Source organism: Nocardiopsis sp. NPDC007018 (assembly GCF_040635075.1).
In the GTDB taxonomy this organism is placed as follows: Bacteria; Actinomycetota; Actinomycetes; order Streptosporangiales; family Streptosporangiaceae; genus Nocardiopsis.
In genome coordinates, this window is record NZ_JBEYHA010000016.1 from 44,710 (window position 1) to 58,645 (window position 13,936).

General features: G+C 72.4%; 8 protein-coding genes. 6 read left to right on the top strand and 2 right to left on the bottom strand.

Annotated features, from left to right (window positions below; translation table 11 throughout):
- Positions 1-31 precede the first annotated feature (31 nt).
- Positions 32-1,849 (top strand): acyl-CoA dehydrogenase, encoded by a 1,818-nt coding sequence (locus ABZ635_RS11505; RefSeq protein ID WP_357762613.1) that lies wholly within the window; start codon positions 32-34, stop codon positions 1,847-1,849.
- Positions 1,850-1,991: 142 nt separating this feature from the next.
- On the opposite strand, the gene ABZ635_RS11510 is transcribed toward ABZ635_RS11505, so the two are convergent.
- Together ABZ635_RS11510 and ABZ635_RS11515 are read right to left on the bottom strand one after the other, a co-directional pair.
- Complete coding sequence (locus ABZ635_RS11510; RefSeq protein WP_357762616.1) at positions 1,992-3,143, bottom strand: sporulation protein; 1,152 nt, start codon at positions 3,141-3,143, stop codon at positions 1,992-1,994.
- A 135-nt stretch (positions 3,144-3,278) separates the two neighbouring features.
- Positions 3,279-4,580 carry an MFS transporter gene (locus ABZ635_RS11515; RefSeq protein WP_357762619.1) on the bottom strand — a complete coding sequence of 434 codons (1,302 nt, stop codon included), beginning with the start codon at positions 4,578-4,580 and terminating at the stop codon, positions 3,279-3,281.
- Between the two features lie 587 nt (positions 4,581-5,167).
- On the opposite strand from ABZ635_RS11515, the gene ABZ635_RS11520 reads away from it, so the two are divergent.
- The 5 genes from ABZ635_RS11520 to ABZ635_RS11540 all read left to right on the top strand — a co-directional run bounded on the left by ABZ635_RS11520 (position 5,168) and on the right by ABZ635_RS11540 (position 13,816).
- Entirely contained in the window at positions 5,168-5,539 is a 372-nt protein-coding gene (locus tag ABZ635_RS11520) for a hypothetical protein (RefSeq protein WP_357762622.1), read from the top strand.
- A gap of 511 nt (positions 5,540-6,050) precedes the next feature.
- Complete coding sequence (locus ABZ635_RS11525) at positions 6,051-8,147, top strand: serine/threonine-protein kinase (RefSeq protein WP_357762625.1); 2,097 nt, start codon at positions 6,051-6,053, stop codon at positions 8,145-8,147.
- A gap of 16 nt (positions 8,148-8,163) precedes the next feature.
- Entirely contained in the window at positions 8,164-10,221 is a 2,058-nt protein-coding gene (locus ABZ635_RS11530) for a serine/threonine-protein kinase (RefSeq protein WP_357762628.1), read from the top strand.
- 104 nt (positions 10,222-10,325) lie between these two features.
- Entirely contained in the window at positions 10,326-12,395 is a 2,070-nt protein-coding gene (locus ABZ635_RS11535; protein ID WP_357762631.1) for a tyrosine protein kinase, read from the top strand.
- The gene (locus ABZ635_RS11540) at positions 12,395-13,816 is read left to right on the top strand and encodes a PQQ-binding-like beta-propeller repeat protein (RefSeq protein WP_357762634.1); all 1,422 of its coding nucleotides are present in this window, start codon (positions 12,395-12,397) and stop codon (positions 13,814-13,816) included. The genes ABZ635_RS11535 and ABZ635_RS11540 overlap by 1 nt, the downstream gene beginning before the upstream one ends.
- The last annotated feature ends 120 nt before the right edge of the window (positions 13,817-13,936 follow it).

Here is a 13,936-nt window from a genome sequence, read left to right on the forward strand (position 1 = left end):
CACCGCGGCCAGGGACACAGCGGAGCTGTCCATGACGCATTACAAGAGCAACCTGCGCGACATCGAGTTCAACCTCTTCGAGCTGTTCCGGCGCCAGGACGTCCTGGGCCAGGGCCCCTTCGAGGAGCTGGACGAGGAGACCGCGCGCACCATCCTGGACGAGATCAACCGTCTCGCCACCGGTGTCATCGCGGAGTCCTTCGAGGACGCCGACCGCAACCCGCCGGTCTTCGACCCCAAGACCAACACCGTCGCCCTCCCCGAGAGCCTCAAGAAGTCCTACCAGGCCTACATGGACGCCGGCTGGTACAACCTCGACCTGCCCCAGGAACTGGGCGGCCTCGGCGCCCCCCGCTCCCTGGTGTGGTCGGCCGCCGAGCTGATCCTGGGCTCCAACCCCTCCATCCACATGTACTCGGCCGGTCCCGGCTTCGCGAGCATCCTGCACTCCGAGGGCAACGAGGCGCAGAAGAAGTTCGCCGAGCAGGCCATCGAGAACGGCTGGGGCGCCACCATGGTGCTCACCGAGCCGGACGCCGGTTCGGACGTCGGCGCGGGCCGCACCAAGGCCACCGACCAGGGCGACGGCACCTGGCACATCGAGGGCGTGAAGCGCTTCATCACCTCGGCCGAGCAGGACATGACCGAGAACATCTTCCACCTGGTGCTGGCCCGCCCCGAGGGCGCCGGCCCCGGCACCAAGGGCCTCTCGCTCTACCTCGTGCCGAAGTACCTGGTGAACGAGGACGGCTCCCTCGGCGAGCGCAACGGCGCCTACGTCACCAACGTCGAGCACAAGATGGGGCTCAAGGCCTCCACCACCTGTGAGCTGACCTTCGGCGACAAGCACCCCGCCATCGGCTACCTCGTCGGCGACAAGCACGACGGCATCCGCCAGATGTTCCTCGTCATCGAGTACGCGCGCATGATGGTCGGCACCAAGGCCATCGCCACCCTGTCCACGGGCTACCTCAACGCCCTGGAGTACGCCAAGAACCGCGTGCAGGGCAACGACCTCGCCGGCGCCAAGGACTCCCCCAAGGTCACCATCACGCACCACCCGGACGTGCGCCGCAGCCTCATGACGCAGAAGGCGTACGTGGAGGCCATGCGCTCGCTGGTCCTGTTCACCGCCACCCAGCAGGACGCGATCCAGATCGCCCACGCCAAGGGCGAGGACGCCACCGCGCTGGAGGCCATGAACGACCTCCTGCTGCCCATCGTCAAGGGCGTGGGCTCGGAGCGCTCCTACGCGCTGCTCGCCGAGTCCCTCCAGACCCTCGGTGGCTCCGGGTTCCTCCAGGAGTACCCGATCGAGCAGTACATCCGTGACGCCAAGATCGACACGCTGTACGAGGGCACCACGGCGATCCAGGCCCAGGACTTCTTCTTCCGCAAGATCGTGAAGAACGGCGGCCAGGCCATCGGCACGCTGTCCGCCGAGATCAAGGCCTTCGCCGAGAGCGAGGCGGGCAACGGCCAGCTCAAGGAGGAGCGCGCGCTCCTGCTGGGCGCCCTCGGCCAGGTCGAGAAGATCGTCGAGATCATGGTCGGCCACGCGATGGGTTCCGCCGAGGACTCCCGCGAGCTGTACAAGGTCGGCCTGAACTCCGTCCGCCTGCTGTTCGCCTTCGGTGACGTCGTGCTCGCCTGGCTGCTGCTCCGCCAGGCCGAGATCGCGCTGAACAGCGTCGACGGCGCCAGCGACGACGACAAGAACTTCTACACCGGCAAGATCGCCGCCGCGCGCTTCTTCGCCGAGCAGTTCCTGCCGCGCGTGGAGTCGGAGCTGAAGATCGCCCAGAACGTGAACCTGGGTCTCATGGAGGTCCCCGAAGAGGCCTTCTAGGCTTCCGAAGCGGGTGAGGGGCGGGACGAGCCATCGTCCCGCCCCTTCTCCTTGTTCCGGGCTGCCCGGCTCCGTTGTCCTCTCGCGCGCGCCCGCGCGCGAGAGGACAAGGCAAGAGGGAACGCGCCCGGCGGCCCCCGCCCTACCTCTGGGTGCTCGGGGAGGCGCCCGAACCGACACGGTCCGTCAGGAGCCGTACCTCGGGTTCCGACCGCCACGGCGCGAACCGGCCGACCAGGTCGTCCAGATAGTCCCGGGCCCGCTGGCTGGCCACGCGACCGAGGATGTCCACGCTGGTGTGCGCGGCGGGCAGGGCGGCCTCCAGATCCCGGGCCTGGACGTGCGCGGAGGAGACCACGGCCATACGGATGCCGTAGGAGCGGGCGAACCGGTCGGCGGGCATGGTCGCCTCCTCGTTCCACCGCAACGCCTCGGCGGGGCGGCCGAGGTCACGGTGGATCTCCACGGCGTCGGCCGCCAGGCGGGCCCGGGTGTGGAAGTCGATCCAGGTCGGATCGTCCCCGGTGCGGGAGTCGGCCCGCTCCAGCAGCCGTTCGGAGACGGCCAGCGCCTGGCCCGCCGCTTTCGGAGACCGGGCACGAGCGTGCACGCGGGCCTCGACGAGGTAGAGGAACGCTCGCACCCGGGGCGGACTGTGCCGGGTGGCGGAGGTGGCGGCGTCGATCATGTCCAGGGCGTCGTCGTGGTAGTCGCGCAGGCACGCCTGCAACGCCATGCACGAGAGGACGTAGCCGCCCAAGGCGACCTCTCCGGCGGCTCGCGACATCCGTAGCGCCTGGATGAACTGGCGTTGGGCACGGGGGTGGTGGCCGGCGTCGAAGTCGGCCCACCCGGCCAGGCGCCCCAGCACCGCGGTGGCGGCGAACAGCTCCTTGCCGACGGCATCGGTGTAGGTGCCGCCGAGCATGGGCGAGGCCACGTCACGCAGGCACACCGCGACCGCCGACACCCCGGCGCTGGCGCCCCCGAATCGGGAGTCGGTGTGACGGGCCTGCTCCGCGAGTTCGCTCAACTCCGTGATGTCGGCGCGGCCGATACGCCGCCCACCGGTGTGGGCGGAGGCGTCGTCGGTGTTCTGGGAGAGCCAACGCAGGGTGGGCGGGCCGAAGGCGGCGGCGCTGAAGGCGGTGGCGGTGAGGAAGTGGCGGCGGTCCATGCTGCTCCAGAAGGTACCCGCCGTCTGGAGGGCGGCGGATAGTGATCGTGGGAAGGCCAGCCCCACATGATCGTCGATCGGTTCGGCGGCGGCCAGACCGATCTCGGACAGGGTCACCCGTCGGCCCGTCCACGGGCTTGACTGACAGGGTCTCGCGCCACGAGGTCACGGAGGGGGTGTTGGTGCCGCCCCTCCCCGCGCAGGGACGGCGCCAACACCCCTGCCGCCCGCGCCGTGGTCCCTTCGCCGGGACTACTGGGCCGCGTGGCGCGCGCGGCGGGCGCGGCGGCGGATGAACACGGCCAGCACGCAGCTCGACAACAGCGTCGCGACCGCCATCGGGGTGAACGCCCACTGGTAGCCGGTCGGCCCCTCCGGCACGGCCTGGAGGATCGCCCCGGCCGCCACCGTGCAGACCACGGCCGTGGTGAAGCCGCTCATGTTCACCAACCCCGACGCCACCCCGGTGCGGCTCGCCGGGATGCCGTCACGGGCGAAGTCGAAGGAGACGGTGGGCGCCATGGTCTGCCCCAGGGCGCTCACCGCCAGCACCGCGACCCCCACCGCCACCGGGACTCCGCCGGGCCACACCACGAGCAGTAGCCACCCCGCCGTCAGCGTGCCGCTCAGGGCGAGGGCGAAGTACACCCGCACCCCGGGCCAGCGGCCGACGAGCACGCCCGCGACGGGCGCCAGCCACAGCGCACCGGCGGCCAGTCCCGTGAGGGTGAGGGCCGCGGTGCCCTCGGACAGCCCCAGGCCGCCCACGAGGAAGGGGTAGCCCCACAGCACCATCATCATCGTGAACGGCGCCATGACGGCCGCGTGGTGCGCCATGCCGATCCGGGGCCCGTCCGCCCTCAGCGCCTCCCTGAGCGCCTCCCAGACGGAGATGGGGTCGGCCACCGTGGACCGCCCCGCGGCTCCTGCCGGACGGTCACGGACGACCAGGAGCACCATCAGGGCCATGAGCACCGTGATGCTGGCCGTGGCGAGGAAGGCGGCCTCCCACCCGATCCCGTCGAGCGCCCAGGCCAGCGGGGCCGCGCTGGCCACCTGGCCGGTACCGCCGACGACCCCGGTCAGTCCACTGACCAGCGCGTAGCGGGAGCGCGGGAACCACAGGGCGGCGAGCCGGATGACGTTGAGGAACACGAGCGCGTCGCCGAGGCCGATGAGGAACCGCCCGGCCACCGCCAGTTCGATCCCGGGTGCCAGGGCGAAGAGGAGGGAGCCGACGGCCATGGCGACCATGCCCATTCCCAGCGTGTACCGGGGGCCGAGCCGGTCGGCCAGGAGTCCGGCGGGCACCTGGAGGAGCACGTACACGAGCAGTTGGAGCATCGGCAGGAGGGAGAGGAGCGCCGGGCCGACGTCGAACCTGCTCTGCGCCTCCAGGGCCGCCACGCCCAACCCGTTGCGGTGCAGCATGGCCAGGAAGTAGCCCGCGACCGCGACACCCCATACCAGCCAGGCCCGGGTACCGCCCACCGGCTCCACGGAAACTCGTCCCTTTACGGATGTCCTGTCACCGGATGTGTGGGTCTGCGTCACTTCGCTGCTTCTCTCCTCGTTCGCACCGCTCTCCAGTGTCCTCCAGGTCGCCGAACGCTCATCACACCGGGGTGACCAGGCACGCGACGGGGACGGGAACACGCCCAACGACAGGGGACGCCGGAGGCGGCAAGGAAGCTCCGCGGTACGGCAAAGACCCGGCAAGGCATGTTTGATCACCATGAGTGATCACCAATGCGCCAAGGGTGCGGAAACGGGGTGAGACCCGTGACAACCAGGACGGGACTACGGCTTCTTTATCTCAAAATCATCACGGGTACATCTGTCCGAAAAACCCGAACTGACCTGGACTTTTTGGCCTCAAACACGACCATGCGCAGTTGTTGTGTGTGAGATGCGTCACTCGATGAAGCCTCGACTACGAGGGGTCAGTTACTGCTAGCATCCGGAGCGCGAAGAATAACTACGAGGTAACGACACCGTTCGGGCCTCGCCAACTTCGCGGAGGGATGTCACCAACGCCCGACAACGGCGCGGTGAACGGAACTCACGCCGCGGCGACGTGGCCGCCACAAGCACACACGGTCAGCACACCCGCGGTATCCCGACACACACTGGAGACGACCTTGAGTCACTGGCGCCTGAACAATCCCCGGGCCTCCCGGGCGAAGTCGGCCCTCGCCAGACGAGTCAAGCACAAGCCCCGGCACGCGTTCTGCGCCGAGCGCGCGATCACGGCGCTGCTGGGCGAGCTCGCCGCGGTCGCCTCCCGCCCCCTCTACTGGTCCGGCACCTCCGAGATGGCCGTCGCCTCCGTGATGCGCGACGTCAACGTCTGGTGCCGCGACGGCCGCTTCTTCTGGAACGACCTCTTCCAGGGCGGCACGATCTCGCACCCCGCGAGCGACCCCGCCGGTGCCGCCGCGCTCCTGAACCCGTTCGCCCAGGTTCCCGAGCCCGCGCACTACTACACGCACCGCCAGCCGGTCGCCGCCTGACCCAGGCCTCCCCGGGCGACTCCGTTCGGCCATCCGGCTGACGACGACACCTTCCTCGGCGCCCCGCCCGTTCCCGCGAACCGACGCGACGGCGGGGCCCGCACACCCACCGCACCGCGCCCGCCGCACCGTCGCCGTGCCCACGCGCGCCGAGACGCGGTGACCCGGCGCGCCGAGCCCCGGCGCCCCCCTCACCCGCCCCACGGACCCGTCGCGCGCCCGCCCGGTCCACCCGTGCGCCCTACGCGCCCGCCCGGCCGTGCCCCCGCGTCCCTGCCGCGCCGTCCTCCCGTGCGCCTCCTCGTGCCACGGCAGCCGCACCCGCCGCACCCGCCGCACCCGCCGCACCCGCCGCACCCGCCGCACCCGACCGGATCAGGCCACACACCTGGGTGGTTTGTCGCGGACCGGCTACATTGGCGGGGTACAACGCCACCCCCGGGGCTCCCCCGGACCTGCCGTAACACTCCACCCAGCACGGCAGTCGCACGCAGTAAGGACCCCCGCCGCCGTGCAGCCCCTCTCCCCCGACGACCCGAACTCCATCGGCCCCCACCGGCTCCTCGCCCGCCTCGGCGCGGGCGGCATGGGCAAGGTGTACCTGGCCCGCACGCCCGAAGGTCACCTGTGCGCCCTGAAGGTGGTCAAGGAGGACCTGGCGCACGACAGCCAGTTCCGGGCCCGGTTCGCCCGCGAGGTCCGGGCCGCGCGACGGGTCCGCGGCCCCTTCACCCCGGCGGTCGTGGACGCCGACCCCGACGCCGCCGCGCCGTGGATGGCCACCGAGTACGTTCCCGGCCCCACGCTCAAGGAGGCGGTCCGGGCGAACGGCCCCTTCCCCGAGGAGTCGCTACGGGTCCTGGTCCTGGGGCTGGCCCGCGCGCTCGCCACGATCCATGCCGCCGGGCTCATGCACCGCGACCTCAAGCCCAGCAACATCCTGCTGTCACCGCGCGGCCCCCAGGTGATCGACTTCGGCATCGCCCGCGCCGTCGAGGGCACCGTGCTCACCCGTACCGGTCAGACCTTCGGCACCCCCTCCTACACCTCCCCCGAGCAGGTCACCGGTCAGGGCGTCACACCGAGCGCCGACGTCTTCTCCCTGGCGGGCGTCGCGGTGTTCGCGGCCAGCGGCGGGCCGCCGTTCGGCGAGGGCAGTCCGGTCAGCACGCTCACCCGGGTGATGAAGGGCGAGCCGAACCTGGGGGCGGTCCCGGAGGGGCCGCTGCGGGACCTGCTCTCCCGCTGTTTCGCCAAGGACCCGGAGCGGCGCCCGGACGCCGACACCCTCCAACGGGAGGCGTCGGTGCTGCCGCTGCCCTCCGCCGAGCACGGGTGGCTGCCCGCCCAGGTCAACGAGCAGATCAGCGCGAAGGCGAACGAGACCAAGCGGGCCGAGGAGGCCCGACCCCCGACGGCCCCGACCAGCGGCGCCAGGGGCCGGCAGGACGGCGCTCCGGGGAAGGGGCGCGGCCGCCGAATCGCCCTGGTCACGGGCGCGGCCGTGGCGGCTCTGGTGCTGGTGGGCGGCGGCGCCCTGGCCCTGAACGCGTTCCCCCTCGCTTCGGAGGATTCCGCGAACAGCGCCGACATACCCCCGCAGGAGGAGGCCGCCGACGACCCTGACGGGGACGGCGGGGACGGCGGGGCGGAAGCAGATCCGGACGAACCCGTTCCGGCCTCCTTCGAGGGCTTCCTCTACGACATCGCCTTCTCCGAGGACGGCGAGCTGATGCACGTCTTCGGCTCCAACACGCTCGCCACCTGGGACTGGCGGGAGGGGACCCGGGTCGACGTCTACTCCCCCACGCCGACCGGGGCCATGATCACCCCGCAGGGGTTCGCGGCGGGCACCACGGCGAACTACGTCGAGGTGTGGGACGGCGGCAGCGACAACCGGGTCGCGGTACTCGGCAACGACGTGGACGAGGTGCGCGGACAGTTCGACATGCCCGCGCTCACCTCCGACGGCGCCCGTGTGGCCACCCTCGGTTCGGCGGACGGCACCGTGGAGGGCGCGCCGCACATCCAGGTGTGGGACGTCGACACCCGGGAGATCGTGCGCGAGTTCCCCGTCGACGGCATGCTGACCGACCTCTTCTACACACCGGACGACTCCACGCTCGTCGGCATCGTCACCGAACCCGGCTACTCGACCTACCTCGGCGTGTACGTCTGGGACCCCGAGACCGGCGAGGTGCTCCAGACCTTCCGGGGCGCCTCCTACTACCAGGTCTCCTTGGCCGGTGACGGCCGGACCCTCGCGATGGTCAACGGCCGCGACCGGGTGAGCGTCGCGGACATCGAGACGGGTGAGGTCCGCGACCTGGAGGACCCCGGCATGGACTCCGACGACCTCGTCGACGTGCAGATCTCCGTCGACGGCTCCCGGGTCTACGGCGCCACCTCCGACTTCAGCGACCACCCCGGGTTCGTCTGGGACGCGGAGAGCGGCGACCTCGTCCCCACCGACAACCTGGTCCTCAACTCCCCCATGGGGGCCCATCCGGACGGCGAGTTCATCGCCACCGCCTCCCCGCCCGAGGGCGGCACGCACACCATCCTCATCCTGGACGACGACCTCGAGGTCGTCGCCGAGGTGAGCTGACACTCCGGAAGGCAGCATGGAGCACCCCTCCCCGAACGACCCCGGCCGGGTCGGCCCCTACCGCGTCGTCGCCCTCCTGGGCTCCGGCGGCATGGGCCGCGTCTACCTCGGGCTGGACCCGGCGGGCTCTCCCGCCGCCGTGAAGCTGGTCCGCGCCGAGTACGCCTACGACCCGGGGTTTCGCGGGCGCTTCGCCCGCGAGCTCGAACTCGCCCGGCGCGTTCACGGCAACTACACGCCGCGCGTGCTGGGCGCCGACACCTCCGGCCAGACACCGTGGCTGGCCACCGAGTACGTCATGGGCCCCTCGCTCCAGGACCTGGTGCGGCACACCGGGCCCCTGCCCGAGCCCACGGTGCGGTTCATGGGGCGGGGCATCGCGCAGGCCCTGGAGCGGGTGCACGCCACCGGGCTGGTCCACCGCGACCTCAAGCCCGGGAACGTGATGGTGTCCGCGACGGGTCCACAGGTGATCGACTTCGGTATCGCCCGGGCGATGGAGGACCCGGGGGAGGCCGAGGAGGAGCGGATCAGCGGCACCCCGGGGTACATGGCCCCCGAGACCGTGAGCGGGCAGGACAGCGGACCGCCCGCCGACGTCTTCGCGCTCGGCGGAGTGCTGGTCCACGCCCTGACCGGCGACGGCCCCTTCGGTGAAGGACACCCCTCGGCGGTGCTGTACCGGATCGGGCACCTGGAGCCCGACCTGGACGGGGTGCCCGCGTCGCTGCGCGGGATCGTCGCCGCCTGCCTGGAGAAGGACCCCGCGCGCCGCCCCAACGCGGCCCAGGTGCTCCAGGCCCTCGGCGGCCCCACTCCCCCGGCGGCGTCCGCCGCCGACTGGCTGTCGCCGGCCGCCGTCGCGCGGATCGACGCCGTCTCCGAGGAGTACGCGAACACGGTCCGCACGGCGGGCGCGGGCCGGGGGCGGGGGGCGCTCGGCCGCCGTCTGCTGGTCGCCGGTGCCGCCGTCGTGTCGCTCACCCTGGTGGGCGGGGTCGGCGTGTGGGCGGCGCGGGACGCCGGTCTCCCCGGTTTCGGCACGGGGGCCGCGCCCGAGGAGGAGCCCGGCGCCTCGGACCGCGAGGTGTGTTCCCCCAAGGAGCACCTGGCGCCCGCGTACACGGAGGCGGCCCAGGACGAACTGACGGTGCCCAACGACGAGGAGGGCGTCTTCTTCACCGGCTTCTCCAACGACGGCGAGGTGCTCGCGGTCTCCGGGACCGGCGGAGTGGCCCTGTGGGACTGGCGGGAACAGGAGGAGGTCGCCCTCATCGAGGCCGACATCGGCGCCCGGTACGGCCATCCGGTCTTCGGCCCCGACGACTGCGAACTGGCCTACGCCTCCGATGACGGGGCGTACGTGTACTCGTTGGAGAGCGGGGAGGTGACGGTGCTGGCCGAGGGGTACGAGGCGGGCGCGGTGGCCTTCACCCCGGACGGCGAGCGGCTGGTGGTCGGCAACCGGGACGTGCAGGTCGACTCGGGCGTGTCCGTGTACGACCTGGACACCGGGGAGCTGGTCGCCACCCACCGCACCGGCAGCAGTACGGTCCTGTCGGTCGCGGTGTCCCCGGAGGGCGGATACCTCGCCGCGCAGGACCTCCTCGGGCGCACGACCGTCTGGGACACCGAGACCGGGGAGACGATCGCCGAGGGAGAGGGCGTCCCGAGCACCAACCCCTCCGCTCTGCGGTTCGTGGACGAGAGGACGCTGGCCTACCCCGACCCGAAGGGTGCGCACGTGCAGGACCTGCTCTCCGAAACCGACGAGCGCACCTCCTACGTCACCGAGAACCTCGACGAGGAGCTCACGCTGTTCGACGTCAAGTACGGCGTGGCGGCGGACCGCGTGTACGCGACCTTCCTCCCGTCGGACCTCGATCCCGCGCTGGGGATCATGAAGGTCTGGGAGTACTCCACCGGGGAGGAGCTGACCGCCGACGCGGACCAGGGCTTCCTGTGGGAGATCAGCGTGCACCCCGAGGGCGAGGTCATCACCGGGGTGCCCGCCACGGGCAACGGCATGTGGGTGGTGGACGCCCAGGAGCTGCGCATCCTCGATCGCTTCTAGCCGCCGCACCGCCGCGCCCCGTGGTGGCACACCTCCCCGCCGCACGCCCCCTCGCCGGGCCCCGCGCCGCCCCTCCGCTTCCGTTCCGCTCCCGGGAAGGCCCCATGTTCCCCCTCCACCCGCACGACCCTCCCTCCGTCGGCCCCCACCGCCTCCGCGCACGCCTGGGCGAGGACGCCTACGCGCGCGTCTACCTGGGTGGCGAGCGCGTGGAGGGCCCGGTGGCGGTCAAGGTGGTCCGGCCGGAGTACGCCACCGACCCGTCCTTCCGCGCCGCCTTCACCCGGCAGGTGGAGGCGGCGCGGGGGCTGGGCGGCGCGTACGTGTGCGGGGTGCGGGACGCCGATCTCGGCGGGGCGGTGCCGTGGGTCGCGGTGGCCCGGCCCCCGGGTCCCAGCCTGGCCGAGCTCGTGGCCGCCCACGGCCCGCTGCCGGTCGAGGACCTGCGCGCGCTCGCGCTGGCGCTCGCCCTGGCCCTGGAGGAGCTGCACGCGGCGGGCCGCGCACACGGTTCGCTCTGGCCGGACGGGGTGTTGGTGTCGGCCGACGCCGCCCGGCTGGCCGACCCCGGCCTGGAGTGGGCGATCAGCGACACCGCACAGCGCGCGCCGCACCCGGCGTTCGCGGCGCCCGAGGGCGGGGCCACCCCGGCCACGGACGTCTTCTCGTGGGCGTCCACCCTGTGTTACGCGGCCAGCGGCGTGGAGGGTCCGGACGGCCTGGCCCGGGTGCCGCTCCAGCTGCGCGGTCTGATCGACACCTGTCTCAAGCGCGATCCCCGGCTGCGCCCCAGCGCGCACGACCTGGTGCGGATGCTGGGCGGCCCGGCCGAACCCGCGGCCTGGGGCTCGGGGGTGCGGGCCCGCGTCGAGCGGGTCGCCGAGGCCCAGGCGGCCGCGTTGGAGAGCGACCCCGGACCGGGGTCCGGTTCGGGTCCGGGCGCCGGCGACGGCTCGGGCGGGACCGGGGGACGGGGCGCCGACCGCCGTCGACGCGTCGGACCACTGGCCGTGGGGGCGGCGGCCCTGACCCTGGTGGTGCTGGCCGGTGCGGGTGCAGTGGTCGCCCTCCAGGGCTTCGGGGACGACCGTGACCAGGACGGGCCGGACCCCGACCCCCGGGCCGGGACCGCGCTGGTCACCGGAGAGGGATGCCCGGACGACTCCGGGTTCCCCGCCCCGGAGGACCACCCGCCCGAGGGCACGACGTACTGGGACCCGGTCTTCTCCGGCGACGGGAGGGTGCTCGCCGCGACCTCCTCGGCCGGTCTGACCGCCTGGGACTGGGAGGCGGGCACACTGCTCGCCCTGCCCACCGCGGACGCGTCCGCGGTGGTCCGGCCGGTGTTCTCCCCGGTCGGCTGCACCGTGGCCGCTGGCCAGTCCGTCGGCTACGAGGGCCGCGAGCACGCGGTGCGGATCGGCCACACCTACGACCTGGCCACCGGGGAGGCCACCGAGCAGCTGGGCGGCCAGGAGGGTCCCAACGCCGACGGTCTCTGGACGCTGAAACCGAAGGACGTCGAGAACCTGGCCTTCTCCCCGGACGGCGGCCTGCTCGCGGTGACGCTGTACAGCACCCGCCGCGAGGACAGCACCGTGGTGGTCGACACCGCCACCGGCGAGGCGGGCGCGACCATGGCGCCGGGTCTGCACCACAGCACGGTGTTCGTGGACGACCGGCACCTGGCCACCATCGCCAACGGCACCGTCCACGTCTGGGACTCCGGAACCGGCGAGGAGGTCCACTCCCTGACCGGGGCCACCACGACCCGACTGGCGGCGGTACCGGGGCGGACCCAGGTGGCCTTCCTCAAGGACGACCGGGTGGTTGTCTCCGACTACACGACCGGAACGGAGGTCGCCTCGTTCACCCGGGACGAGTTCGAGTCCGACGACTCGCCCGTGCTCACCAGGCTCCAGGTGGACTCCGGGCGCGAGCGCGTGTACGCGACCTGGCAGGTGAGCACGGAGACCGGAGCGTGGCGGTCCCGGACCTACGTGTGGGACCTGGAGACCGGTGAGGACCTCGCCGAGGGGAACGGGGCCATCGGCGCCTACAGCGCGCTCGTCCCGCACCCGGACGGCACCGTGCTCGCCGCCTCCACCACCGCTGACAGCAGGCTGGTGCTCGTCGACCCGGACACCTTCGAGGAGATCGGAGAACTGGGCTGATGGCGACGGATGGCACGGGATCACCTCCCCCTCCGCGACCGAGAGCACCGAGGGGACTCGCACCAGGGCGGGTGCCCGGGATCGCCGCGATCGCCGCTCTCTGTGTAGCCGTCTCCGCATGCGGCGCGGGAGACGGCCCAGGGGACGTCGCGGGCTCCCCGGAACCGCTGGCGGGGAACACGGTCGAACACCGCACGACGGCCACCTCAGCCGACGCGCGTCCCGTTCCCACGACGGTCACCGAGGCGGCCTGGGTGTGGGAGGCACCCGCAGGCCGGACCGTCCGGGCCGTCCACCCCTCCGCCACGGGAGCGGTCATGGAGCTCGACAACGGCGTGGTGGCCCTGGACACCTCCACCGGTGAGGAGACCTGGAGCTTCCTCCTCCCGGACCACCACTCCGGCCACGAGGACACGGACCTCTCCGTGTCCCCCGACGGGTCGGTGGTCGCCTTCTCCCCCGGGCGGACCATGGTCCTTCTCGACGCCGCATCCGGCCAGGAGATCGCGCGACTCGACCACGACGCGTCGGGGCCCTCCCAGTTCACCGTCACGGAAGCGGGGCTGATCGGCGACCACGGACGCTTCACCGCCGACGCCGACCACCGGGCCCGCGTCTCCATGACCCCTTGGGGAGAAGGCCGACAGGGGTGGGAGTCGACGATTCCCGCGTGCGAGGAGGGCGAACTGGGAGAGGTCTCCCAAGGAGTCCTCACGGGGGACCAGGTGGTGGTCGAGTTCTCCTGCCCCTTCCGGGAACCGGTCGCGGTGGGCCTGGACCAGACCGACGGAGGGGAACTCTGGCGCCTCGCCCAGGGCACGGACTACAGCCCCGACCCGGACGTCTTCCCCGTACCCAGCCCCTCCGCCGAGGCCGACTTCGGAGTGGTGGGAGATCTTCTCGTCCTCCAGAACATCGCCGAGGAACGGGGGACGGTCGTCATCGACACCGCCTCCGGCCGGGTCCTGGGCGACGACATCCCCAGTACCGTCGAGCATCCGCTCCTCCGGGTCCTGCCCGACGGCTACCTGACCGTCCGAGAGGGAGCCGAAGGGGATTCGGGGGGCCGGGCCCTGACCTACGAGCTGCGGGACTTCGACGGAAGCGTGCGGCACAGGGTCGTGACCAGTACGGAGGTCGCGCGCGGGAGCCTCAACAACTTCCTGGTCCTGGAGAACGCGCTGTTGAAGATCCGCATGGTGGACACCGGTGAGGACCAGGACATGGCCGTCCTCGGCTGGGACACCGACGAGCATCCGCGCGTTCCCCTCCCCGTCGACGTGGACACGACCGGCATACCGAGCATCGCGCGCGCCGACCGCGAGGTGGGGCCCTCCACCTTCCGCGCGGTGCCGGGTGCCGTCGTCCTCCGGGAGTTCCCCGGGGGAGGGAACCCCCACCGCGTCGTCGGACTGCGGTGAGGCCGTCCCGTCGTCGGCTGGCCCCCGTCCCTCCCTCCCCCGGGCGCTGAGAGGAACCTCCGCCAAGCAGGGCACACTGGTAACCGGCCCCGCCCACGCCGCCCCGGAGGAGCTGACCGC